Here is a 23381-nt window from a genome sequence, read left to right as displayed (position 1 = left end):
CCGTCAGGCGGAAGCCGTCCCATGACGGGACGGCTCCGGTGCCACGATGGCGAGGATGCCGCCGATCGAGTGGCGCCCGACGAAGAGGAGGGATCATGGCCGATCTCGCACAGCTCGACGACCTGAAGAAGACGCTCGCAGCGGACGACTATCACCTCGACTATGAGCCGAGCGAGGGACGCGCGCACGTCACGATCATCGCGGGCCCTGCCGCCTGCGACGAGTGCCTCGTGCCGAAGCCGCTCATGAAGACGATGCTCGCGCCCATGCTCGGAATCGGCGCCGACGACATCGATCTCAGCTACCCGACGGACGTGTGAACCGCGGCGCGGGGCTCCTGTTCTCCTCCGTGTAGACGGGGGAGCCCAGGAGGAACGGGATCGCGGCCCTCCGCGCCTCGTCGATCTCCTCGTCGGGGAATGCCTGCTCGATCGCGCGGTGCCGCTCCGCGACGCCGTCGGCGAACTCCGCGTGCGTGAGGATGAACATGTCGCCGCGTCGCAGCCCGTCGAGCACGCGCTCGCCGCATTCCTCCGCGGACATGTACGGCTGCGACCGCGCGAACGCCGCGAAGTCCTCCCCAGGAGGCGTGTAGCCGGACTCGCCGTACTCCGCGGGCCGGTCGGCCACGGCCGTCGCGATGTGGGAGTGCACGGGGCCGGGGCAGAAGGCGGCGACCTGGATCCCCTCATCCTGCAGCTCGATGTGCATCGCCTCGGACAGCGCGATCACGGCGGCCTTCGTCATCGAGTACAGGCCCGCGACGACGGGCATGAGCCCGCCCATGGAGGACGTATTGATGATCGCGCCGCCGCCTCCGTGCGCGCGGATCCGCGGCAGGAACGCCTGGATCCCGTTGCCCACGCCCCGGATGTTGACGTCGACGACCCAGTCCCAGTCGGCGGGCGTCGCCTGCGCGACGGGCCCCGTGAGGCCGATACCCGCATTGTTCACGAGCACGTCGATGCGGCCGTGCGTCTGCTCGATGTCGGCCGCCGCGGCCTCCATCCCGACGCGGTCGGTGACGTCGACGGCGCGCGTGTCGATCGTCAGTCCGCGGCTCTCGAACTCTCGCCGTGCCTCTGCGAGGCGATCCTCGTGGCGGGCGGTGATGACGACCCGCATGCCGGCGCGGGCGAACGCGAGCGCGATGCCCTTGCCGATTCCGCTGGATCCGCCCGTGACGACGGCGACCTTTCCGGATACATCCCTCATGTCGTCTCCTCTCTCTTCAGGCCGAACAGCCTCGCCGCGTTCTCCCGCAGAATAAGCGGCCGCACGTCGGCCGCGATGTCGAGCTTCTCGAAGTCGGCCAGCCAGCGGTCGGGGGTGATCGCGGGGAAGTCGGAGCCGAACAGCACCTTGTGCTTCAGAAGGGACCCCGCGTACTTCACGAGCTGCGGCGGGAAGTACTTCGGCGACCAGCCCGACAGATCGATGTGCACGCGCGGCTTGTGCGTCGCGATGGACAGGGCTTCGTCCTGCCATGGGAACGACGGGTGCGCCATGATGATGTCCAGGTCAGGAAAGTCGCACGCGACGTCGTCGATGGCGAGAGGGTTCGCGTACTTCAGGCGGATTCCCCCTCCGCCCGGCCGACCGGCTCCGACGCCCGTCTGGCCCGTATGGAACAGCGCGACGAGGCGGTGCTCCTCGATGAGTTCGTACAGGGGATACGCTGAGCGATCGTTCGGGTGGAACGCCTGCACGCTCGGGTGGAACTTGAACCCGCGCACGCCGTGCTCCTCGATGAGCCGCCTCGCCTGGGCGACGCCCGCGCGACCGCGGGCGGGATCGACGCTCGCGAACGGGATGAGCACGTCGGCGTGCGCGGCCGCGAGCTCGGCGATCTCCTCGTTCCGCGGTTCGGGCTCCTCGCCCGTCTGGGAGATGCTGTCGACCGTGAAGACGACGGCCGCCATGCGGCGTTCGCGATAGTAGTCGGCCAGCTCCGGCACGGTCAGCTGCGCCATCGATCCGATGCCGAAGTACTCGCCCATCGCCTCGTCGCCGCCATCGGGCGCGGGTGCGTGGATCGAGCGGTGCGCGTGCGTGTGGACGTCGATCGCCGTGAGGGCGTCGACGTCGATCGACGTCGACGTCATCGGAGTCTCTCGCTGTACGCGGCCGTCGTGCGCTCGCGGACGTCCCTCGCCGTGGCGCCGGGGGCGCACTCGACGAGCACGAGCGCGCCGTCCTCGACGTGGAAGACGGCGAGGTCGGTGTAGACGCGCGTCACGACGCCGTGGCCCGTCAGGGGGAACGTGCACGCGTCGACGATCTTGGGGCGGCCTTCCCGGTCGACGTGCTCCATGCACACCCACACCTCCGGCGTGCCCGCGACGAGATCCATCGCGCCGCCGACCGCCGGATGGCGGCCCGGCACGTACCAGTTCGCGAGATCGGCGCTCTCGGAGACCTGCAGCGCGCCGAGGATCGTGACGTCGAGGTGACCGCCGCGGATGATCGCGAACGACGTCGCCGAATCGACGATGGCGGCGCCCGGGATGAGGGTGATCGGCTGCTTGCCGGCGTCCGTGAGATCCGGATCCCCGCCGTCGTCGGGCGCGGGACCCATGCCGAGCACGCCGTTCTCCGACTGCAGGAAGACCTCGACGCCCTCGGGGATGGCCTGCGGCACGAGGAGCGGGATCCCCACGCCGAGGTTCACCGTCACGCCGTCGGGCAGATCGCGCGCGACGCGCGCGGCGATCTCCTCCCGTGTGCGCCCGGCGAGACGCGGCGGGGTGGATTCAGCGATCGTCATGAGACTCCCTCCTGCACCGCGGCGGGGACGGGCGCAGCGGTCATGGCGACGTGGTCGATGAGCACGCCGGGAACATGGATGTCGTCCGGATCGAGGGCGTCGACATCGACGAGCTGCTCGATCTCGGCGAACGACGTGCGCCCGCACATCGCGGCGAGCGGATTGAAGTTGCGCGCGGAGCGATGGAATCGCAGGTTGCCCTTTCGGTCGCCCTTCTGCGCCTTGACGAGGCTGAAGTCGGCGCGGATGCCGTGCTCGAGCACGTGGGGGCGGCCGTCGAAATCGCGGCTCTCCTTGCGGGGGACGTGCCGCGCCGCCTCGCCCTCGTCGTAGGCGAGGGGAAAGGATCCGTCGGACAGCATCGTGCCGGCACCGGACGGCGTGAAGAACGCGGGGATCCCGGCGCCGCCGGCGCGCATGCGCTCGGCGAGGGTGCCCTGCGGGATGAGCTCGAGCTCGACCCTGCCGTCGAAGTACATCCGGTAGAACTCCTGCAGAATCGGGAACGACGCCGTCACGCGGCGCACGCGCCCCTCGACGACGAGACGCCCGACGCCCGTGAAGTCGTGTCCGACGTTGTTGACGTAGAGATGCAGGTCCCGCTTGTCGAGGTCGCTCAGCGCGTTGAGGAGCGCATCGGGGCGCCCGGAGCTGCCGAACCCGCCGATCGCGATGGTCGCGCCGGACCACACGATGTCGAGGGCCTGCGCGAGGTCCTCCCGGTACTTGTCGATCACGTGCCTCTCCTTCGCCCTGGCCTGCGGTTCGAGTCAGTAAACCGGCATGCGGGCCGGAGGCGAGCGGCCGTTTCCGCGTCGCAGAAGGTCGGCCCCTCGCGCGCCGCCGCGCGGAATGGCACCGGGTGACTTCGGCTTCCGGGAGGCGAAAACCTGCTGGTGGGCCCGGCGGATCGGCCACAGCGTAGAGGCATTCACGACGAGGACGTCCGCGGATCCGCGCAGAGGATCCGCCTCCCGCACCGGGAGCAGCAGGCGGGCCCGTCCCGAGACCACTCGACGAAGAGAGGTTCCATGAGCCTGACGACACGCGCAGCCGTGTGCCGCGCCCCCGGCACTCCGTGGGAGATCACGGAGCTCGAACTGGATGAGCCCCGCGCCAACGAGGTGCGGATCAAGTTCCACGCGGCGGGGATGTGCCATTCGGATGATCACATCCAGAAGGGCGACGCCCCCATGCGGATGCCCGTGGTCGGCGGGCACGAGGGGGCGGGCGTCATCGATGCCGTCGGCGAGGGCGTGACGCGGGTGCGCGCCGGCGACCACGTCGTGTGCTCCTTCATCCCCGCCTGCGGGTCCTGCCGCTACTGCTCGACCGGACGCCAGAACCTCTGCGACGCCGGCAAGAACGCGTCGACGGGGGAGTTTCCCGACGGAACCTTCCGCTTCCACCAGGACGGCGTCGACTTCGGCGGGCTCTGCGTGCTCGGCACCTTCTCGCAGTACTCGGTGGTGTCGGAGTACTCGGTCATCCCGATCCCTGACGACATCCCGTTCGAGGTCGCGTCGCTCGTCGGGTGCGCCGTGCCGACCGGCTGGGGAACAGCGGTCCACGCCGCGGGCGTCCGCGCGGGCGAGACCGTCGTCATCTACGGCGCGGGCGGCGTCGGCAGCAACGCGGTGCAGGGTGCGGCGTACGCCGGCGCGCAGCGCGTCGTCGTCGTCGACCCCGTCGAGTTCAAGCGCGACATGGCGAAGGTGTTCGGCGCGACGCATACGTTCGCGACCGCCGCGGAGGCGGCCGACTTCGTCGTCGACGCCACGTGGGGCGAGCTCGCCGACCACGCGATCATCACGGTCGGCGTGCTGGACGACCAGGTCATCCGGGACGCGATCAGCGTCGTCGGCAAGACGGGTCAGGTGACCGTCACGGCGGTCGGCGGCGGCATGGTCGACGAGCACCCCGGCGCCTTCATCGGCTTCCAGCGCCGCATCCAGGGCGCGATCTTCGGCGGCTGCAACCCGCTGTACGACGTGCCGCGGCTGCTCAGCCTCTACAAGACGGGTCACCTCAAGCTCGACGAGCTCGTCACGCGCACCTACGCGCTCGAGGACGTCAACCGGGGCTATCAGGACATGTTGGACGGCAAGAACATCCGCGGCGTCATCCGGATCGAGCACTGAGCTCGGCGCGCCGCCAGACCTCTGAGGACACGCATCATGACCATGACACACGACGCACCCCGCGCGCTCGACAGCGACCTCGTCGTCGACGGCGCTCAGCTGATCGGCGGAGACTGGGTCCCCGCCGCATCCGGCGAGACGATCGACGTCATCAACCCCGCGACCCGCGACGTGCTGGCACGGATCCCACGCAGCGGGTCAGACGACGTCGAGCACGCGGTCCAGGCCGCCGAGGAGGCGCTCCCGGCGTGGCGAGACCTCGATGCCACGAGCCGCGGGCGGCTGCTGTTCCGCTGGGCCGATCTCATCGAGCAGCGCGCTGACGAGATCGACGAGATCGAGCGCCGCGAGGTCGGTCGCCCGAGCTGGGGGCCGCTCGGCGTGCCCGGGCAGATCCGCTTCATCGCCGGCCAGGCGGACAAGGTGCAGGGCGTCTCGCTGCCGACCTACTCGCCGGAGCACCTCGGCTTCACGCTCCGTGAGCCGTACGGCGTCGTCGGCGGCATCATCCCGTGGAACGCGCCCGGACCGATGTTCGCCGTCGAGGTCGGGGCCGCGATCGCGGCGGGGAACACGATGGTCATGAAGCCCGCCGAGGATGCGCCGCTCACACCGCTCGCTCTCGCGAAGCTCGCCCTCGAGGCGGGGATCCCGGCAGGCGTCATCAACGTCGTGACCGGCTACGGCCACGAGGCGGGCGCCGCCATCCCGGCGCATCCGCGGATCCGGCGCATGGGCTTCACGGGGTCGCCGCAGACGGGGTCGCTCATCATGGAGGCCTGCGCGAAGAACCTCACCCCGCTGCATCTCGAGCTCGGTGGCAAGTCGCCGCAGGTCGTGTTCGGCGACGCCGACCTGGACGCCGCGGTGCCCGCGATGGCGATGGGGATCACTCTCAACACGGGGCAGATCTGCGCCGCAGGCTCGCGCGTCGTCGTGCTGCGGAGCATCCACGACGAACTCGTCGACCGTCTCGCCGCGCAGATGGAGACGATCACCTACGGCCCGTGGCATCAGCAGGTGAACATGGGGCCGCTCATCAACGAGAAGCAGCACCGGCGGGTCCTCGACTACATCGGCGTCGGCCGTGATGCGGGAGCCGATCTCGTCACGGGCGGCGCGGTGCCGACCGGAGCGGGCCTCGAGGACGGCTTCTTCGTCCAGCCGACGCTCTTCGACAAGGTCGACCCCGACATGCGGATCGCGCGCGAGGAGATCTTCGGCCCCGTGCTGTCGGTGATCCCCGTCGATGACGAGGAGGAGGCGGTGCGCGTCGCGAACGGCACCGACTACGGTCTCGTCGCCTCGGTGTGGACGCGCGACGTCGGCACGGCCGTGCGCATGAGCCGCCGTCTCGAGGCCGGCCAGGTGGGCATCAACAGCCCGCTCGGCGCCGGCGTCATCGGCGGTCCGTTCGGCGGATACAAGAACAGCGGCTTCGGCCGGACGATGGGTGCCGACTCGGTGCTCGACTGGACCCAGGTCAAGACGGTGTCGATGCGCGACGCCGTGGCCGTGGGTCGCTGAGAAACGACAGGAGAACGTCGATGGCGACGATCACGACCCACGCGGCGATCGCCCGCGAACCGCACACGGGGTGGGAGCTCACGGATGTGCAGCTCGACGACCCCCGAGAGCACGAGGTGCGGATCCGGTTCGCGGCCTCCGGACTCTGCCACTCGGACGACCACATCACGGCGGGCGATGCGCCGGTGCGCTTCCCGATCGTGGGCGGGCACGAGGGAGCCGGCGTCGTCGAGTCCGTCGGACCTCACGTCTCCCGCGTGAAGCCGGGCGACCGCGTCGTCTGCTCGTACATCCCCGCGTGCGGCGCGTGTCGGCCATGCTCGACGGGCCATCAGAACATGTGCGTCAAGGGGCTCAACGCGGGAACGGGCATGTTCCTCGACGGCACCTATCGCTTCCACAAGGACGGCGAGGACCTCGGCGGCTTCTGCTCCCTCGGTACGTTCTCGCAGTTCGCGGTCGTCTCGGAGTGGGCCGTCGTGCCCCTCCCCGACGACATTCCCTTCGAGGTCGGCAGCCTGATCGGATGCGGCGTCCCGACGGGATGGGGCTCGGCCGTCTATGCGGCGGGCGTCCGCGCGGGCGACACGGTGGTCGTGTTCGGCTCCGGCGGCGTCGGGACGAACGCCGTGCAGGGGGCCAGGTACGCCGGGGCCCGCGACGTCGTCGTCGTGGACCCGGTCGACTTCAAGCGCGAGAACGCGAAGGAGTTCGGCGCGACCGCCGCCTTCGCGACCGCCGAGGAGGCCCATGAGTACGTCGCGGAGAAGACGTGGGGGCAGCTCGCCGATCACGCGATCCTCACGCCCGATGTCGTGACGGAGCCCATGGTGAACTCCGCGGTCCTCATGACCGGCAAGGGCGGCAAGGTGACGATCACGGGTGTGGGGCACCTGACGGAGCGGGCGGTCCACGTGCCCGCGGGGTTCCTCATCGGCTATCAGCGGCAGATCCGCGGGGCGCTCTTCGGCGACTGCAATCCGCTGTACGACATCCCGAAGCTCCTCGGGCTGTATCGCGCGGGTGATCTCAAGATCGATGAGCTCATCACGCGCAGATACGGCCTCGACGAGGTCAACGACGCCTACGACGACCTGCGCGCCGGGAAGAACATCCGCGGCGTGCTCGTGCACGACGCCTGAGGAGGCCCGCGATGACGAATCCGATCCTGGATCCGACGGGCGGAGCCCCGGGGCCGTCGCCCGAGGACGATGTCCTCGCGGATCGCCCGGCGGCCCTCGAGGGCCTGCGCATCGGCCTGCTGGACAACACGAAGCACAACGCGCTGCTCTTCCTCGAGACAGTGGGGGAGCTGCTGCGCGCGGAGCACGGGGCGGCGTCGGTCGGCATCGTCGAGACGAAGGCGAACTTCTCCGTGCCCGTCGACGGCGAGATCGTCGGCCGCTACGCGTCGGCGAGCGACGTCGTCGTGACGGGCATCGGGGACTGCGGATCGTGCAGCGCCGCCGCCGTCGCGGACGGCATCGCGTTCGAGCGGGCGGGCCTGCCGGCCGCCGTCGTGCTGACGGATGCGTTCGAGATGACCGGCCGCACGATGGCGGGGGTGCAGGGGGTGCCCGGCTACGAGTGGATCACGACGGAGCACCCCATGGCGTCGCTCACCGGCGACGAGGTGCGTGAGCGCGCGCGGCGGCTGCTCCCCGAGATCGTCGCGGCCGTGACCGGGGGAGCCGGCCGATGAGCGCGGACACCGCGCTCGACGCCGATGCCGCTCAGCTCGCGATCGAGCACTGCTACGAGCAGGGCTGGTCCGACGGCCTTCCCCTCGTCCCCGTCACGCAGCCGCTGCTCGATCGCTTTCTCGCCGCGGGCGGGAGAGACGGCGACGAGATCATCGGCGACATGCCGCAGACGGGCCGCACCGTCACCGTGCGCACGGCGGCCATGAACGCGGCGATGGCCGGATGCCTGCCCGAGTTCTTCCCGGTCGTCCTGGCGACGTTCGCCTCCCTGATGAAGGAGCGCGCGGCGCGCGGCGGCGGCTGGCAGTCGACCAGCGGGCCGGCTCCGCTCATCGTCGTCAACGGGGCCGTGCGCGAGCGCCTCGGCATCAACAGCGCCGGTGGCGTCTTCGGACCCGGTTTCCGGGCCAACGCGACCATCGCGCGCGCCATCGGCCTCATCGTGCGCAACGGATTCGGCGTCCGGCCGCACGAACTCGAGCAGGCGACGCAGGGGATCCCGGGGCGCTGGTCGATCCTCATCGGCGAGAACGAGGAAGACAGTCCGTGGGAGCCGCTCGCCGCGGCGAACGGCGTGGGCGGCGATGCCGTCACGACGACGCTCCTGCGCACGAGCGAGTTCGTCGACAATCGGCATTCGACCGATCCCGAGCACCTGCTCGGCGACCTCGCCGACACGATCGGCCGGTCGGGGTCCTGGATCTTCGCGCACGCGATGGCGGGAGTCGTGCTGTGTCCGGAGCACGCGCACCTCCTCGCCGGCGCGGGGTGGTCGCGCCGTGACGTCGCCGCGCAGCTCATGGAGCGCGCGGGGCGCACGACGGCGCAGCTCGCCCGGGCGGGCAAGGACGGTCTGACGGATCGCGGCGTGCGACACCCCGGCGGCGATCTCGCACCCGAGGAGTTCCAGCGCACGGCGCCGCCCGCGGACCCCTCGTCGATGCTCATCGCCGTGGCCGGGTCCCGCACTGCGGGCATCTCGATGGTCACGCGGTACTTCGCGGACTGGTCGGGCACGTCGACGCCGATCGCGCACCGGAACTGACGGCACCCCCTCGGGGGAGAGAGAAGGGCGACAACATGGCACAGATGGTGCGAGCGGCGGTCCAGACGGGGCCGCGGGCGATTGAGATGCGGGAGTTCTCCCGACCCGTGACAGGCGCGAACGACGGCCTGCTGCGCGTGGAGGCGAACGGCATCTGCGGGAGCGACGTCGAGATCTACCGCGGCCACATGGGGATGAACCGCGATCCCTTCATCCCGGGCCACGAGCCGATGGGCATCATCGAGGAGCTCGGCGACGAAGCGGCCGAGAAGTGGGGAGTCGAGGTCGGCGACCGCGTCGCACTCGAGGTCATCGTTCCGTGCCGCGCGTGCGGCGACTGCCTGAAGGGCCGCTATCAGGCCTGTCCGTTCCGCCGGTACGGGCACGGCGTGACCGGCATCGACGTCGCCCCGAGCCTGTGGGGCGGATTCGCGGAGCATCTCTACATCTCGCCGAACTCGATCCTCCACAAGATCGATAGGACGCTGCCCGCCGAGGTCGCCGCCATGTACAACCCGCTCGGCGCGGGCGTGCGCTGGGCCGTCGACCTCGGCGAGGTCGGTCTCGGTGACACTCTCGTCGTGCTCGGCGCGGGGCAGCGCGGCCTCTCCGCGGTGATCGCCGCCAAGGCGGCGGGTGCGGGCACGATCATCGTGACGGGCCTCGAGAAGGACCGGCACAAGCTGCAGCTCGCGATGGAGTTCGGCGCCGACCGCACGGTCGTCGTCGACGGCGACGGCGCGGAGGACATCGTCGAGGTCGTGCGCGAGGTGACCGACGGGCGTATGGCCGACGTCGCCGTCGAGCTCACGCCGATGGCGGCGTCGCCCGTGATCGATGCGCTGCACGTCGTGCGACACGGCGGTCGCGTCGTGCTCGCGGGTTTGAAGGGCGGACGCGAGATCTCGCTGCCCACCGACCACATCATCAACCGCGCGCTCACCGTGAAGGGCGCCTTCGGGGTGGACGCGAGCGCGAACGAGCGCGCGATCGCGCTCCTCGAGTCCGGGGCCTTCGCCCTCGAGAAGATGCACACCCACACCTTCGGGCTCGACGACGTCGGGCTCGCGATCGAGACGCTCGCGGGAGAGAGCGACGACGCGTCGGCGATCCACGTGTCCGTTCATCCTGCGCACGCCTGACCCGCCCGAGGAGACGCCCATGATCATCGACGCCCACGCTCACCTGCTGCCCCGCGACTATCCGGACGACGCTCCCGAGTGCTTTCCGCACATGGAGCGGATCGACGGGTCCGCCGACCGGCTGCTCGTCTTCGACGAGATGCGGTTCCGCGCACGCGAGGTGTTCTTCGAGGCTGAGCGGCGCATCGAGGCCATGGACGCCTCCGGCGTCGACGCCGAGGTCATCAGCCCGATGCCGCCGCTGCTGCGCTACGACCTGCCGCCCGTCGACGGCCTCGCGCTCGCGCAGCACGTCAACGACGTCACGGCCGAGCTGTCACGTCACGATCCCGATCGGCTCATCGGCCTCGGCATGGTGCCGATGCAGGATCCGGACCGAGCGACGGGCGAGCTCGCGAGGATCCGCGACCGTGGACTCGCGGGCGTGGAGATCGCGTCCAACATCGGGGGCTCGTCGATCGGCGACGAGCGATTTCTGCCGTTCTTCCAGGAGGCCGAGCGACTCGGGCTGTCGGTGTTCGTGCACGCGATGCCGTCGCCCATGGACCGGCTGCCGATGTCGGCGATGGGCACCTACGTCGTCGGCATCGAGGGCATGTTCGCGGCGGCGTCGATGATCCTCGGCGGGACGGCCGCGGCGTGCCCCGACCTGCGCCTGTCGTTCAGCCACGCGGCGGGCGGCTTCGCGATGATGCTGCCGCGCGCGAACTACTTCTGGGGCGGATCCTGGAACGAGGAGCCGCGCGACCTCGAACGCGCGGTCATGCCGGACGACGGCCCGTCGCCGCTCGACTACGCGCGGCGCTTCTACTACGACTCGATGGTGTTCGACCGTCGCACGATCCGATATCTCATCGATCTGCTGGGCGCGGACCGACTGCTCGTGGGAAGCGACTTCCCCGCGATGAATCGCGAGGAGCCGGCGGCCCGGACGCTGCGTGAGATGGATCTGGATCCGGCCGACTGGGAGCAGATCTCGAGTCGCAATGCGCTCCGCTGGCTCGGACGTGACACCGAGTGACGCCTTCGCTTTCGTCCCGCGGAAACGGCATAGAGGGCGCATGAGGCGTCCGCGAGACTTCCCACACATTCCATCCCCGACTCAGCGACGAGCGGGGGCACGAGCTGGTCGATGACGACGCAGCCGTCGACGGGAGAGACCGACATGACCATCATCCGAAGCAGGACGGCGCGACTCGCCGGAGTCGTCGCCGCGACGATCGGGCTCGCGGCCGCAGCCGTGGGATGCGGGCCGACGACCTCCGACCAGCAGACGCCGAGCGACGTCGGCGAGCCCCAGTCGGGCGGCGACCTCACGGTGCTGCTCGACGCGGGCTTCGCGGGCGGCTGGCCGACCGGACTCGATCCCGCGACGAGCAACTCCGTCGGGGCGAACCTGCCGCAGAACTCGGCGATCTTCGGCGGGCTCTTCACGCTCGAGGCCGAGGACGACGGATCGGACGCCCGCATCGAGCCGAATCAGGCCGAGAGCTACGAGTGGAGCGAGGACGGGCTCACGCTCACCGTCGCGCTCCGGGAGGGAATCACCTTCAGCGACGGCACCCCGCTCGACGCGGAGGCGGTCGTCTGGAACTGGATCCGCGCCCTCAGCTCGGGCAGCACGGGCGCGCCGCAGCTGAACCTCGATCGCGAGCGCGAGGCCCCCGACCTGTCCGACGAGTTCCTCGACAGCCTGTGGGCCGCGCTTCCCGAGGATGTCGATCGCGACGCCGTCATGTGGCGCCTCGGGGCGATCCAGGCGGTCGACGAGCGCACCGTCGAGCTGCACCTCACGGTGCCGGACGGCTCCCTCATCAACGGCTTCCCGCTGTCGAGCTTCAACCTCATCGCGTCGCCGTCGGCGTACGCCGAGCTCGGCGCCGAGGAGTTCCGCTCGACGCCCGTCGGCGCCGGTCCGTTCGTCGTGACGGGCAATCAGCTCAGCGAGCGCCTGGAGGTCGAGCGCAACCCCGACTACTTCAAGGACGGCCTGCCGTACCTCGACTCGCTGTCGTTCCAGTCCGTCGCCGGCGACCAGGTGCTCTACCAGACGCTTCTCGCCGGCCAGGGCGACGTCGTCGAAGGGCTCAGCGCCGTCACGCTCATCGAGCAGGCGCAGCAGAACGCGGCCGTCGAGGTCTACCAGGGCGTCCCCACCTCGCCGTACGTCGTGCAGCTCAACAGCCGCACGGCCCCCTTCGACGACAAGAAGGCGCGCGAGGCGATCTACTACGCGACCGACTTCGCCGCGATCAACGAGGGTCTCTTCGGCGGTGCGGCGGAGATGACGCAGTCCTTCACCGCGTCGGGCGGGCTGTTCTACGAGCCGGAGGTCGAGGGATACCGCGAATACGATCCCGAGAAGGCGGCGGAGCTCGTTGAGGAGATCGGCGGCCTCACCGTGACGCTCGGCACGACCGACATCGTCACGGCGCGCTCCGTCACGACGGCGCTGCAGCAGCAGTGGGCGGAGGCGGGCATCGACGTCGAGATCGAGTCGCAGCCCCTCGGCGACGTCATCACGGACTTCACGGCGGGCGACTGGCAGGCCATGCTGCAGACCGCGGGGGCGTGGGATCCCGCCGTCGGCATCGGCGTCGGCGTGCGGTTCGGATCCACGTCGCCGTACAGCGGCACGCCGCTTCCCGAGGGGGCGGAATCGGCGACCGACGCGCTCGAACGTCAGCTCAACTCCGAGATCGACGAGATGCTCGACGCGGCCGTCGCCACGACGGATCCCGAGGAGCGGGCGCAGCACTACGCCGACATCGCGAAGTACATCTCCGACGAGGCGTACGCCCCCTTCGGTCCCGCGTTCACTCCCGCGCAGGTCGTGCGCCCCGGCGTCCACGGCCCCGGCCTCACCACGCCGATCCCGGCCCTCGCGGTGAACACGGGCGTGCTCTACGACCGCGTCTGGGTCGAGAATGACTGACACGGCCGTCGAGACGACATCGGTCCGCACCGCCGAGTCGACGAGTCTCGTCCTCCGCATCACGCGCGCGCCCCTGGCACGTCTCATCGTCCGACGCGTCCTCATGGCGATCCCGATGCTCATCGCGATCAGCATCCTCGTCTTCGCGCTCATCGAGGCGATGCCGGGCGACCCCGCGCGGCAGCAGGCGGGGATGGATGCCTCGGAACAGGAGGTCGAGGCCGTTCGCCACGCGATGGGTCTCGACCAGCCGGCCGTCGTGCGGTATCTGACGTGGCTCGGGTCCTTCGTGACGGGCGACCTCGGACGATCGTCGGTGAGCGGCCAGCCGGTCACGACGCTGCTCGCCGACCGGTGGCCCGTCACGATCGAGCTCGTGGGCCTGGCGTTCGTCGTCTCGGTCGTCATCGCGATCCCGGTCGCCCTGATGGCTTCGCGTCGACCCGGCGGCATCTTCGACCGCGCCGTGATGGTCGTCTCGATGACGCTGCTCGCCGTTCCCAACTACGTGCTCGCGCTGCTTCTCGTCCTCGCGTTCGCGGTCGTGCTGCAGCTCCTGCCCGCCATCGGCTACGTGCCGATCCAGGAGGGTCTGCTCCTCAACCTGCAGTCCGTCCTCCTCCCCGTGCTCGCGCTCGGCGTGCCGCTGGCCGGCTTCTACACGCGGTTCCTGCGCGGCGATCTCGTCGAGCAGCTGAAGTCGGCCGACTACGTCGACACCGCCCGCGCCAAGGGCGTCGGACCGTGGCGGATCCTGTGGCTGCACGCGTTCCGCAACTCCTCCTTCGGTCTGCTCACGGTCGTCGGACTCAACATCGGCACTCTGGTGGGCGGGACGATCATCATCGAGCAGATCTTCGCGATGCCGGGCATGGGGATGATGCTCCTGCAGGGCGCGACGTCGCGGGACACCGCCGTCGTGCAGGTGTGCGTGCTCATCTTCGCCGCCGTCGCCGTCGGAGCGAACCTGCTCGTCGACGTGATGTACGCCGTTCTCGACCCGAGGATCCGCTATGGCAGTCGCTGAGACCGCACACGCCGCGCGCCGGCCGGCGCCGTTCGACCCCGCCGCGCAGCAGCGCAGCATGCGCAGAGCCGCGGTGCGACGGCGCGTGGTCGTCGTCCTCCCCGGGGCGCTCGTCGCGCTGCTGCTCGCGACCTGCTATCTGGGGCCGTTCGTGCTGCCGCTGCCGTCGCCGATCGCGGGGAACATCCTCGAGAGCGGCCTGCCGCCGGGGTCGCCCGGCCATCCGCTCGGGACCGACATCAACGGCAACGACGTGCTGTCGCGACTCATCTACGGCGGCCGGGCCTCGCTCACCGTGGCGATCTCGGTCAACGTCATCGGCCTCGTGCTCGGCGGGACCATCGGCGCGATCTCCGGCTTCTTCGGGAGCAGGACCGACACCGTGATCATGAGGATCCTCGACGTCGTCATCGCGTTCCCGTCGCTCGTCCTCACGATCGCGATCGCGCAGGCCCTCGGGCCCAGTCTTCCGAACACGATCCTCGCGCTGACGGCCTTCAGCATCCCGGCCGTCGCCAGGGTCGCCCGGTCCGCGACGCTGCGCGTCGTGAGCATGCCCTACGTGCAGGCGGCCGAGATCTCCGGCAGCGGGACGGGGCGGATCCTCCTGCGCCACATCGCGCCGAACATCCTGCCGCAGCTGATCAGCTTCGGGATGCTCGGCATGGGCATCGTGATCGTCACGGAGGGCGCGCTGAGCTTCCTGGGAATGGGCGTCCCCGCGCCCGCTCCGAGCTGGGGGAACATGATCTACGACGGTCAGCAGTCGCTGTCGGCCACGCCGCTCCTCGTGCTGTGGCCGAGCCTCGCGCTGCTGGTGACGGTGCTCCTGTTCAACCTGCTCGGCGAGAACGCACGAGATGAGATGAGCTCACGATGACCGTCATCGAGACCACTACGGAGACCCCGCAGATGACTGCCACGGACGACGGCGACGATGCGCTCCTCGAGGTCGAGGACCTCACGATCACGTTCTCGCGGGCCGGCCGGATCGTGCACGCCGTGAATGGGCTGTCGTACCGGCTCCGCGCGGGGCGGATGCTCGCGATCATCGGCGAGTCCGGATCCGGCAAATCGGTCAGCGTGCGCGCGCTCATGGGTCTCCTTCCGCCGAGCGCCTACATCACGGGATCCGCGAGGCTGCAGGGCACAGAGCTCGTGGGCATGCGCGAGAGCGACATGCGGCGACTGCGCGGAGACGACATCGCGATGGTCTTCCAGGATCCGGCCCGATCGCTGAATCCGACCATGAGCGTCGGCCAGCAGATCTCGGAGGCCGTGAGGGCGCACGCGCGGATGTCGCGCGCGCAGGCAGCGGACCGCGGCCTCGAGCTGCTGAAGCTCGTGCGCCTGCCCGCCCCCGAACGGCGGTTCCACGAGTATCCGCATCAACTCTCGGGCGGTATGCGACAGCGCGTCATGATCGCGATCGCCCTCGCCAGCGATCCGAAGGTCCTCATCGCCGACGAGGCGACCACGGCGCTCGACGTGACGACCCAGGCGCAGATCATGGAGCTCCTCGTCGACCTGAGGGAGCGGCTCGGGACGGCAGTCATCATGATCAGCCATGATCTCGGCCTGGCCGCCTGCTACGCCGATGACGTCGTCGTGATGTACGCGGGCAGGGTCGTCGAGCAGGCCGCGACAGAAGAGCTCTTCCGGCGCGTGCGCATGCCCTACACGAAAGCCCTGCTCGGGGCGATCCCGCAGCTGTCGACGCCCTCGCACGCGAAGCTCACGGTCATCGAGGGCAACCCGCCCGACCTGAGCGCCCTGCCGTCGGGCTGTCCGTTCCGGCCGCGCTGCCCGCGCGCCGACGACGCGTGCGGCGAGGCGCCCGCGCTCGTCGAGCACGAGCCGGGGCACGCCTACGCGTGCTGGCATCCGCATACCGACGACGAGGGAGGGGAGCGCGCATGACGCTCGAGCAGGCGCAGGAGTCGGAGCCGCTCCTCGAGGTCCGCGAGGTCGTGCAGGAGTACGTCACGCGCGGGCCCGGCGGCATCAAGGCCGGCGTCGTCCATGCCGTCTCGAACGTCTCGTTCGAGCTCGGGCGGGGAGAGACGCTCGGCATCGTCGGCGAGACGGGATCCGGCAAGTCGACCCTCGCTCGCGCCATCATCCAGGCGGAGCGGCCGAAGTCGGGCCAGGTCGTCTTCCTCGGCCGCGACGTCGTGGGGCTGAGGGGGCGAGCGCTGAAGGCCGTGCGCGCCGACATGCAGATGGTCTACCAGGATCCGTTCGGCTCGCTGAACCCGCGGTGGCGGGTGGAGGACGTCGTCGCGGAGCCGCTCGTGGGGCACAAGGGGATGTCGCGCGCCGCGAGCAGGGAGAAGGCGCGGGAGCTGCTGGACTTCGTCGGCCTCGAACCCGACCAGTACGCGCGCCGGCGCCCGATGGATCTCTCGGGCGGGCAGGCGCAGCGCGTCGCGATCGCGCGGGCGATCGCCGTGGATCCCGCGCTCATCATCTGCGATGAGGCGGTCTCGTCCCTCGACGTGCTCATCCAGGCGCAGGTGCTGAATCTCTTCGAGAAGCTGCGCAGCGAGCTCGGGATCTCGTGCATCTTCATCGCGCATGATCTCGCGACCGTGAAGCAGGTGAGCGACAAGGTCGCCGTCATGCATCTCGGCCAGCTCGCCGAGGTCGGCCCCGCGAGCGAGGTCTATCGGGTGCCGAAGCATCCGTATACGCATGCGCTCCTGCGTTCGATCCCCGATCTCGACCCCGCGACGGGCATCGCGCGCCGACCCGTGCCGATGTCGGGCGAGCCGCCGTCGCCGCTCCATCCGCCGAGCGGGTGCCGCTTCCGCACACGATGCCCTCGGGCCGAGGACGTGTGCGCCGAGGTCGAGCCGCGCCTCGAGGACGCGGGTGCGGCCGGTCACCAGGTCGCCTGCCACTTCCCGCTCGCGGACGGTGAGGCGGCCGCGACGCTCGGTCCGGTGCGCGAGACGCGCGCCGCCTGATCCATCTGCGCACAACCGCACCCGCCGAGGCGGGTGCGGTTGTGTCGTGTGTGCGCGCCGCCTATCATCGGGGAATCGATATGAGAACTGTCTGTTCGATTATCGAAATCTGATCGGCTCGCCTCTCCTTGTGTGGGCGAGCGTCGCGGGCGCAGAATGATCTCGCCCGCCCCACGAAGACGTGAGGAGCACCCACCGCATGCAGTTCCACCATCACGGATACGTGTCCGGAGACCCGCGTGTGAAGCCGGCCGCGGGAACCGGGCTGAACCGCCCGTCGGAGCTTCCCGGCGAGATGGATGTGCTCATCGTCGGAACGGGCCCCGCCGGCGCGATCTCGGCAGCGCAGCTCGCGCAGTTCGAGAACGTCCGCACCCGCATCATCGACCGGCGTCCGGGGCGGCTCGAGGTGGGCCAGGCCGACGGCATCCAGGCCCGCAGCGTGGAGACGTTCCAGGCCTTCGGGTTCGCGAACCGCGTGATCGAGGAGGCGTTCTGGCTTACCGAGATGACCTTCTGGACGCCCGACCCCGAGAACCCGAAGAGCATCATCCGCTCCTCTCGTGCGAAGGACGACCCCCACGGCGTCAGCGAGTTCCCGCATCTCATCGTGAACCAGGCCCGCATCCTCGACTACTTCCTCGAGGCGGCTCGCAACGCGCCGACGCGTCTCGTCCCCGACTACGGGTGGGAGTTCGTCGATCAGAGGGTGACGGAGGGCGAGCACCCCGTCGAGGTGACGCTCCGCCGCAGTGCCGGCGACGATGAGGGCGCGGTGCGCGTCGTCCGCACGAAGTACCTCGTGGGCGCCGACGGGGCGCGCAGCGAGGTGCGGCGCTCGATGGGGCGCCGACTCGAGGGCAAGGCGGCGAACCACGCGTGGGGCGTCATGGACGTCATCGCCGACACGGACTTCCCCGACATCCGGACGAAGGCGGCGATCCAGTCGCACGACGGCGGATCCATCCTCCTCATCCCGCGCGAGGGCAACCACCTGTTCCGCATGTACGTCGATCTCGGCGAGGTCGACGAAAGCGACGCGGGGGCGGTGCGCGCGACGACCCAGGAGCAGGTCGAACGGCGCGCCAACGAGATCCTGCGCCCTTACCGCCTCGACGTGCGCGACGTCGCGTGGCGATCCGTGTACGAGGTCGGTCACCGGGTGACCGACCGGTTCGACGATGTCGACGAGGTCGGCACGCGCTGCCCCCGGGTCTTCATCCTCGGCGACGCCTGCCACACGCACTCGGCCAAGGCCGGGCAGGGCATGAACGTCTCGATGCAGGACGGCTGGAACCTGTCCTGGAAGCTCGGCCACGTGCTCGATGGTCGCGCTCCCCAGTCGCTGCTCGATACCTACTCGGGCGAGCGTCAGCAGATCGCCGTCGACCTCATCGAGTTCGACCGGACATGGTCGACGATGATGGCGACGCGTCCCGAGGACATGTCCCCGGGCGAGCTCGCCGACTTCTACGTGCGCACCGCCGAGTTCCCCGCCGGCTTCATGACCGAGTACCAGCCGTCGCTCATCACCGCCGAGGCGGCGCAGCAGGATCTCGCGACGGGCTTTCCCCGGGGCAAGCGCTTCAAGTCGGCCATGACGACCCGCGTGTGCGACGCGAACCCCCTCCACCTCGGCCACCACGCGACGGCTGATGGACGCTGGCGCCTGTACGTCTTCGCCGACCGTCCCGGGATCGGCGAGGAGTCGAAGGCGACGGCGCTCGCGCAGTGGCTCGAGCACGATCCGGCGTCGCCCTTCGTGAAGCACCGTCCCGCGGGCGCCGACCTCGACGCGCGCATCGACGCCAAGATCGTGTACCAGCAGCCGCACGACGAGATCGACATCACGAGGTCCGCCGACGTCTTCTGGCCACGCGTCGGAGAGTTCCAGGTGCGCGACTACGAGAAGGTCTACTCGGCCATCGAGGGTGAGACCGACTTCTTCGACGAGCGCGGCATCTCGCGTGACGGGGCGGTCGTCGTCGTCCGACCCGATCACTACGTCTCGCACATCCTGCCCCTCGACGCGACCGGCGAGCTCGCGGCGTTCTTCGACGGGGCCATGGGCGCCGAGATGTGACCTATGATCGTGGCAGTCGAGCGAAGGAGGTCGGCATGGGGGCTCTCGCGCTGCGCACGGGATCCTGGGAGTGCGCGCCGACGGCGGACGAGGGCATCGCGAAGTGGAGAGCAGGCCTCGACGGCCTGTTTCCGACGCTGAGCGTGGACGCCACGGGCGACGGATTCTGGGGGCGGCTGCGGGTCGCTCGGAACGCGGGCCTCCAGCTCACCGACATCGACAGCACGGCGCAGCGCGTCGTGCGACGCCCGGGGGCCGTGCGCACCTTCGCCGACGAGTACTACAAGCTGAGCGTCCAGCTCTCCGGCACGGGGATCCTCGTCCAGGACGGTCGCGAGACCGTGCTGCGTCCGGGCGACATCGCCCTCTACGACGCCACGCGTCCGTACCTCCTCGAGTTCGACGGCGACTATCGGTTCCTCGTCGCGTCGTTCGCGCACAGCGCCGTCCCGGTGCGGGCCGGCGCCGCCGGCTCCCTCGCCGGCCTCGCCCTCGGAGGAGACGAGGGCGTGGCGCCCGTCTTCTCCCAGTACACGCGTGCGCTCTTCGGCGATATGAGCCTGCTCGCGTCCTCGGCCGGGCCCGGGATGTCCCGGGCGTTCTTCGACCTGCTCGGCGCGTTCGTCAGCGAGCAGCTCGACGGCGAGGTGCGGACGGCCGGGGACGAGCACGCGATCCTGCGCACGCGCGCCGTGCAGCTCATCGAGCAGAGGTTCGCCGACTCCTCGCTCGAGCCGCGCACCATCGCCGACGACCTGCACGTGTCGGTGCGTCAGCTCCACAAGCTCTTCGAAGGGACAGGAGAGTCGGTCGCGGCGCGGATCCGCCGGCGGCGCCTCGAGGAGGCGGCGCGCGCCCTGAGCGACCCGGCCCGACGGGAGACCAGGGTCGCCGACATCGCTCACGCGTGCGGCTTCGCCGATCACGCCTACTTCGGACGCGTCTTCCGTCGAGCGCACGGCGCGAGTCCGGGGGCATGGCGGGCGACACAGCTCTGACGGATTGTGCGCGCCTCTCCCACGCGGATGCGCGCGCGTCCCATGACAACGGGGAGCGCCTGACGGACCCTGAGGTCAGAACGTGCACCCGCACGGCACGCTCGACGTGCACCCGACCCGAAGGAGACGACGATGTCCGAAAGCGCACTTCTCGACCGCATCCAAGCCGACGCCCTGACGGGGCGAGCGATCCCCGATGCCGCCACCGGCGAGACGATCGGCTTCGCCCCCGAGCAGACCCCCGCCGACGTCGACGACGCCGTCGCGCGCGCACGAACCGCGCAGCCCGCGTGGGAGACGCTCGGACACGAGGGCCGTCGCGAGGCGCTCCTCGCCGCAGCCGACGCGATCGACGCGCACGCCGAGGAGCTGGCCCGCCTGCTGTCACGCGAGCAGGGCAAGCCGCTCGACGGCCCGAACGCCCGCTTCGAGGTCGGCGCCTGCGGGATGTGGCTGCGCGACGCCGCGACGACGGCGCTCGAGCCCGAGGTCATCATCGACGACGGCGAGGCGTACGCCGAGCAGCACTACGGCGCGCTCGGCGTCGTCGGGGCGATCGGCCCGTGGAACTGGCCGCTCATGATCGGCATCTGGCAGATCGCGCCGTCCCTGCGCATGGGCAACACGGTCGTCGTCAAGCCCAGCGAGTACACGCCGCTCAGCGTCCTCGCGCTCCTCGACATCATGAACGCGCACCTGCCGGCCGACGTGCTGATCCCCGTCGTCTCGGGCGACCGCGAGGTCGGCGCGCGTCTCGCCTCGCACCCCGACGTCGCGAAGCTGATGTTCACGGGATCCACCGCCACCGGGCGCAAGATCATCGAGGCGACCGGCGGCAACCTCGCGCGTCTCACCCTCGAGCTCGGCGGCAACGACGCCGGCATCGTGCTGCCGGACGTCGACCCGGCGGCCATCGCCGAGGGGCTCTTCTGGGGCGCCTTCATCAACACGGGCCAGACGTGCGCGGCGCTCAAGCGGCTCTACGTGCACGACGACGTCTACGACGACGTCATCGAGGCGCTGGCCGACGTCGCCGCGCAGATGCCCATGGGCAACGGCCTCGAAGACGGCAACGTGCTCGGCCCGCTGCAGAACGCGAAGCAGTTCGATATCGTCAAGCGCCTCGTCGACGATGCGAAGACGCGCGGCCGCGTCGTCCTGGGCGGAGAGCCGGCGTCCGACCTGGGGGCGAACTTCTTCCAGACCACGATCATCGCCGACCTCCAGGACGGGGATCCGCTCGTCGACGAAGAGCAGTTCGGTCCCGCCCTGCCGATCATCCGGTACTCGGACGTCGAGGACGCGATCGCGAGCGCGAACCGCCTCGACGTCGGTCTCGGCGCCTCCGTGTGGTCCAGCGACCGCGGGCGCGCCATCGAGGTCGCGAAGCGCCTGCGCGCCGGGACGACCTGGATCAACTCCCACGGCACCCTGCACCCGAAGGTGCCGTTCGGCGGCGTCAAGCAGTCGGGCTACGGCCAGGAGTTCAGCGTCGCCGGCCTGAAGGCTGTCGCCGAGCCCCGCGTCATCTCGGGCTGACGTGCCAGCGCTTCGCCGAGATCCGCGCGGATCTCGGCGAACCGCCCGCGCGCCGCAGGCCTCTCAGAGGCAGTCAGGCGCCCGCCTCGGTCGCCGCGATGAGGCCCGCGTGCCGCGCGCGGAACCGCTCCGTGTACTCGTCGTACAGCGTCTGATCGACGGCATTGGCGGCGCGCAGCTCGGCGTCGAGCGCATCGGGAAGCTGCGCCGTCGGCTGCCCCGACTTCCCGGTGTGAACGACGCGTCTCGCCACGGGGAGTCGCAGCAGGGCGGCGCCGGCGAGGTGGCTGGCGCCGAGGTGCGCGATGGTGCCGACGGAGTGGAATCGCGTGTCGAGCGCCTCTCGGCAGAGGTCGAGGAGCCGCTGGTCGGACAGGTCCGCCGTGGCATCGAGGAAGAACAGGTCCTCCTCAGTCCCGACCGACCGGAAGTTGCCCCGACCGGCGAAGTGCGCGCGGTACGCCGAGCGCAGCTCCGGGTGGGTGACCGCGATCTGGCGTGCGAGCATGTTCGTCAGCCCGCTGCGCATCGTGTACTCGGCGTGGTCGGCGAACGTCTCGGATCCGTCGCGCATCTCCAGGACGCCGCGCGTCGACAGGCGCTTGTGGAAGCCGGACGAGAGCTGCGAGACGGGATCCCGCAGCACCGTGAAGAAGGACAGCTCGCGCCCGGGGATCTCGAGGGCGTACGGATGGTGCTGGTGGACGAGGACCTTCGTTCTCGCCTCCTTCTCATCGAGCTGCAGCGCGGCCTCGATCTGGAAGAGCCCGTGCCGGCGGTTGATCGGCACGATCGTCGACCACGGCGTGACCTGCTTGATCGATGTGATGACGCTCGTCCCGCCGCAGAACGGCAGGTGATAGAACACCGGAAGCGCGCGGCGCGGCGCGGCGTCGACGAGGGCGCGGTACTCGCGGCCGAGCGCGGTGTCGTCCCACACCGACACGACGTCGGAGCGCACGCCCGCGGACTGCTCGCGCAGCCGCGCGAAGCGCTTCCGCGCGTGTGACGTGCGGCCGAGGAGGGAGAGCGCGGAGACCGTGACGACGAGGTCCGACGGGGAGGGGCCGTCGGCGACGTGGCGCACGCGGCGCCGCGCGGCCTCGCGGAACCGCCCCGACCCTGCGAGCATCGGCGCGAGCCACGCCTTCGCGGCCGGGTCGCGCCACCGGTCCGCGAGCAGCGCCATCAGGCCGAGCGCGACGCCGTCGAAGTCTCGTTCGCGCAGGCGCAGGGCGCGTCGTCGCAGCTCCGCGCGGTCCTTCCGTCGCGGCCGCCGTCGAGCTGCCGCATCGAGCGTCGCGCTCGTGAGCGTGCGCACGAGGGCATCGCGAGCCGATCCGGCACCCGGGCCGACCACCGTGCCGTTCACGGCGCGGAACCGCTCGCCGACGGTCCGCCCCTCCGCGAATCCATCGATCCAGTCGTCGCTGTGCGCCATCTGACCCCGCCGATCGTGCGTCGTGCCACCGTCACGCACGAAGCTATCGGACGCGAGGAGCGCC

21 protein-coding genes are annotated in these 23381 nt (G+C 70.4%); 16 read left to right on the top strand and 5 right to left on the bottom strand.

The genetic code is table 11. The features are described 5' to 3' along the window. Positions 1 to 95: 95 nt before the first annotated feature. The gene (locus KOL93_RS11425) at positions 96 to 320 is read left to right on the top strand and encodes a hypothetical protein (protein ID WP_221585478.1); all 225 of its coding nucleotides are present in this window, start codon (positions 96 to 98) and stop codon (positions 318 to 320) included. Here KOL93_RS11425 and KOL93_RS11420 read toward each other — a convergent pair. The 4 genes from KOL93_RS11420 to KOL93_RS11405 are packed head-to-tail and all read right to left on the bottom strand — an operon-like array spanning position 298 to position 3504. Then, the gene (locus KOL93_RS11420; protein WP_221585477.1) at positions 298 to 1215 is read right to left on the bottom strand and encodes an SDR family NAD(P)-dependent oxidoreductase; all 918 of its coding nucleotides are present in this window, start codon (positions 1213 to 1215) and stop codon (positions 298 to 300) included. The genes KOL93_RS11425 and KOL93_RS11420 overlap by 23 nt on opposite strands. Then, the gene (locus KOL93_RS11415; RefSeq protein WP_221585476.1) at positions 1212 to 2105 is read right to left on the bottom strand and encodes an amidohydrolase family protein; all 894 of its coding nucleotides are present in this window, start codon (positions 2103 to 2105) and stop codon (positions 1212 to 1214) included. The genes KOL93_RS11420 and KOL93_RS11415 overlap by 4 nt, the downstream gene beginning before the upstream one ends. After that, complete coding sequence (locus KOL93_RS11410; RefSeq protein WP_221585475.1) at positions 2102 to 2767, bottom strand: 3-oxoacid CoA-transferase subunit B; 666 nt, start codon at positions 2765 to 2767, stop codon at positions 2102 to 2104. The genes KOL93_RS11415 and KOL93_RS11410 overlap by 4 nt, the downstream gene beginning before the upstream one ends. Further along, positions 2764 to 3504, bottom strand: coding sequence for a CoA transferase subunit A (locus KOL93_RS11405; protein WP_221585474.1), 741 nt, complete (start codon positions 3502 to 3504; stop codon positions 2764 to 2766). The genes KOL93_RS11410 and KOL93_RS11405 overlap by 4 nt, the downstream gene beginning before the upstream one ends. Positions 3505 to 3798: 294 nt before the next feature. Here KOL93_RS11405 and KOL93_RS11400 point away from each other — a divergent pair, with 294 nt between their 5' ends. The 15 genes from KOL93_RS11400 to KOL93_RS11330 all read left to right on the top strand — a co-directional run bounded on the left by KOL93_RS11400 (position 3799) and on the right by KOL93_RS11330 (position 21876). Beyond that, positions 3799 to 4908 (top strand): NDMA-dependent alcohol dehydrogenase, encoded by a 1110-nt coding sequence (locus KOL93_RS11400; protein WP_221585473.1) that lies wholly within the window; start codon positions 3799 to 3801, stop codon positions 4906 to 4908. Between the two features lie 36 nt (positions 4909 to 4944). Then, a complete protein-coding gene (locus KOL93_RS11395; RefSeq protein WP_221585472.1) occupies positions 4945 to 6435 on the top strand; it encodes an aldehyde dehydrogenase family protein in 1491 nt (496 codons plus the stop codon). A 20-nt stretch (positions 6436 to 6455) separates the two neighbouring features. Next, entirely contained in the window at positions 6456 to 7577 is a 1122-nt protein-coding gene (locus KOL93_RS11390; RefSeq protein ID WP_221585471.1) for an NDMA-dependent alcohol dehydrogenase, read from the top strand. Positions 7578 to 7588: 11 nt separating this feature from the next. Further along, complete coding sequence (locus KOL93_RS11385; RefSeq protein ID WP_221585470.1) at positions 7589 to 8137, top strand: UGSC family (seleno)protein; 549 nt, start codon at positions 7589 to 7591, stop codon at positions 8135 to 8137. Further along, positions 8134 to 9183: a hypothetical protein gene (locus tag KOL93_RS11380; RefSeq protein WP_221585469.1), complete on the top strand. Its 1050-nt coding sequence runs from the start codon at positions 8134 to 8136 to the stop codon at positions 9181 to 9183. The genes KOL93_RS11385 and KOL93_RS11380 overlap by 4 nt, the downstream gene beginning before the upstream one ends. A gap of 35 nt (positions 9184 to 9218) precedes the next feature. Continuing rightward, positions 9219 to 10325 (top strand): zinc-dependent alcohol dehydrogenase, encoded by a 1107-nt coding sequence (locus tag KOL93_RS11375; protein ID WP_221585468.1) that lies wholly within the window; start codon positions 9219 to 9221, stop codon positions 10323 to 10325. A 19-nt stretch (positions 10326 to 10344) separates the two neighbouring features. Further along, positions 10345 to 11346 carry an amidohydrolase family protein gene (locus KOL93_RS11370; RefSeq protein WP_221585467.1) on the top strand — a complete coding sequence of 334 codons (1002 nt, stop codon included), beginning with the start codon at positions 10345 to 10347 and terminating at the stop codon, positions 11344 to 11346. Positions 11347 to 11457: 111 nt separating this feature from the next. After that, positions 11458 to 13260: an ABC transporter substrate-binding protein gene (locus tag KOL93_RS11365; protein WP_221585466.1), complete on the top strand. Its 1803-nt coding sequence runs from the start codon at positions 11458 to 11460 to the stop codon at positions 13258 to 13260. Beyond that, positions 13253 to 14287: an ABC transporter permease gene (locus KOL93_RS11360; protein ID WP_221585465.1), complete on the top strand. Its 1035-nt coding sequence runs from the start codon at positions 13253 to 13255 to the stop codon at positions 14285 to 14287. Before KOL93_RS11365 ends, KOL93_RS11360 begins: the two co-directional genes overlap by 8 nt. Next, complete coding sequence (locus KOL93_RS11355; protein WP_221585464.1) at positions 14274 to 15167, top strand: ABC transporter permease; 894 nt, start codon at positions 14274 to 14276, stop codon at positions 15165 to 15167. Before KOL93_RS11360 ends, KOL93_RS11355 begins: the two co-directional genes overlap by 14 nt. After that, on the top strand, positions 15164 to 16207 hold the full coding sequence (locus KOL93_RS11350; RefSeq protein WP_260406510.1) for an ABC transporter ATP-binding protein: 1044 nt from the start codon (positions 15164 to 15166) through the stop codon (positions 16205 to 16207). Before KOL93_RS11355 ends, KOL93_RS11350 begins: the two co-directional genes overlap by 4 nt. Continuing rightward, positions 16204 to 17256 (top strand): ABC transporter ATP-binding protein, encoded by a 1053-nt coding sequence (locus KOL93_RS11345; protein WP_221585463.1) that lies wholly within the window; start codon positions 16204 to 16206, stop codon positions 17254 to 17256. The genes KOL93_RS11350 and KOL93_RS11345 overlap by 4 nt, the downstream gene beginning before the upstream one ends. A 199-nt stretch (positions 17257 to 17455) precedes the next feature. Then, positions 17456 to 19339 (top strand): FAD-binding monooxygenase, encoded by a 1884-nt coding sequence (locus tag KOL93_RS11340; RefSeq protein WP_221585462.1) that lies wholly within the window; start codon positions 17456 to 17458, stop codon positions 19337 to 19339. Between the two features lie 35 nt (positions 19340 to 19374). Then, positions 19375 to 20337, top strand: a complete 963-nt coding sequence (locus KOL93_RS11335; protein WP_221585461.1) for an AraC-like ligand-binding domain-containing protein — start codon at positions 19375 to 19377, stop codon at positions 20335 to 20337. Between the two features lie 132 nt (positions 20338 to 20469). Continuing rightward, entirely contained in the window at positions 20470 to 21876 is a 1407-nt protein-coding gene (locus KOL93_RS11330) for an aldehyde dehydrogenase family protein (RefSeq protein WP_221585460.1), read from the top strand. A gap of 73 nt (positions 21877 to 21949) precedes the next feature. Here the strand turns inward: KOL93_RS11330 and KOL93_RS11325 are convergent, their stop codons facing one another. After that, complete coding sequence (locus KOL93_RS11325) at positions 21950 to 23317, bottom strand: hypothetical protein (protein ID WP_221585459.1); 1368 nt, start codon at positions 23315 to 23317, stop codon at positions 21950 to 21952. Positions 23318 to 23381: the final 64 nt, after the last annotated feature.

This window comes from Microbacterium salitolerans, from assembly GCF_019720895.1.
In the GTDB taxonomy this organism is placed as follows: domain Bacteria; phylum Actinomycetota; class Actinomycetes; order Actinomycetales; family Microbacteriaceae; genus Microbacterium.
Note: the sequence above shows the minus strand (reverse complement) of the source record. Positions and strands in the feature narration are given on the sequence as shown.

Bases quoted from the DNA above. Each gene is read 5' to 3' on its own strand.
- KOL93_RS11425 (WP_221585478.1), top strand. From the start codon at position 96: ATGGCCGATCTCGCACAGCTCGACGACCTGAAGAAGACGCTCGCAGCG.
- KOL93_RS11420 (WP_221585477.1), bottom strand. From the start codon at position 1,215: ATGAGGGATGTATCCGGAAAGGTCGCCGTCGTCACGGGCGGATCCAGC.
- KOL93_RS11415 (WP_221585476.1), bottom strand. From the start codon at position 2,105: ATGACGTCGACGTCGATCGACGTCGACGCCCTCACGGCGATCGACGTC.
- KOL93_RS11410 (WP_221585475.1), bottom strand. From the start codon at position 2,767: ATGACGATCGCTGAATCCACCCCGCCGCGTCTCGCCGGGCGCACACGG.
- KOL93_RS11400 (WP_221585473.1), top strand. From the start codon at position 3,799: ATGAGCCTGACGACACGCGCAGCCGTGTGCCGCGCCCCCGGCACTCCG.
- KOL93_RS11395 (WP_221585472.1), top strand. From the start codon at position 4,945: ATGACCATGACACACGACGCACCCCGCGCGCTCGACAGCGACCTCGTC.
- KOL93_RS11390 (WP_221585471.1), top strand. From the start codon at position 6,456: ATGGCGACGATCACGACCCACGCGGCGATCGCCCGCGAACCGCACACG.
- KOL93_RS11385 (WP_221585470.1), top strand. From the start codon at position 7,589: ATGACGAATCCGATCCTGGATCCGACGGGCGGAGCCCCGGGGCCGTCG.
- KOL93_RS11380 (WP_221585469.1), top strand. From the start codon at position 8,134: ATGAGCGCGGACACCGCGCTCGACGCCGATGCCGCTCAGCTCGCGATC.
- KOL93_RS11375 (WP_221585468.1), top strand. From the start codon at position 9,219: ATGGCACAGATGGTGCGAGCGGCGGTCCAGACGGGGCCGCGGGCGATT.
- KOL93_RS11370 (WP_221585467.1), top strand. From the start codon at position 10,345: ATGATCATCGACGCCCACGCTCACCTGCTGCCCCGCGACTATCCGGAC.
- KOL93_RS11365 (WP_221585466.1), top strand. From the start codon at position 11,458: ATGACGACGCAGCCGTCGACGGGAGAGACCGACATGACCATCATCCGA.
- KOL93_RS11360 (WP_221585465.1), top strand. From the start codon at position 13,253: ATGACTGACACGGCCGTCGAGACGACATCGGTCCGCACCGCCGAGTCG.
- KOL93_RS11355 (WP_221585464.1), top strand. From the start codon at position 14,274: ATGGCAGTCGCTGAGACCGCACACGCCGCGCGCCGGCCGGCGCCGTTC.
- KOL93_RS11350 (WP_260406510.1), top strand. From the start codon at position 15,164: ATGACCGTCATCGAGACCACTACGGAGACCCCGCAGATGACTGCCACG.
- KOL93_RS11345 (WP_221585463.1), top strand. From the start codon at position 16,204: ATGACGCTCGAGCAGGCGCAGGAGTCGGAGCCGCTCCTCGAGGTCCGC.
- KOL93_RS11340 (WP_221585462.1), top strand. From the start codon at position 17,456: ATGCAGTTCCACCATCACGGATACGTGTCCGGAGACCCGCGTGTGAAG.
- KOL93_RS11335 (WP_221585461.1), top strand. From the start codon at position 19,375: ATGGGGGCTCTCGCGCTGCGCACGGGATCCTGGGAGTGCGCGCCGACG.
- KOL93_RS11330 (WP_221585460.1), top strand. From the start codon at position 20,470: ATGTCCGAAAGCGCACTTCTCGACCGCATCCAAGCCGACGCCCTGACG.
- KOL93_RS11325 (WP_221585459.1), bottom strand. From the start codon at position 23,317: ATGGCGCACAGCGACGACTGGATCGATGGATTCGCGGAGGGGCGGACC.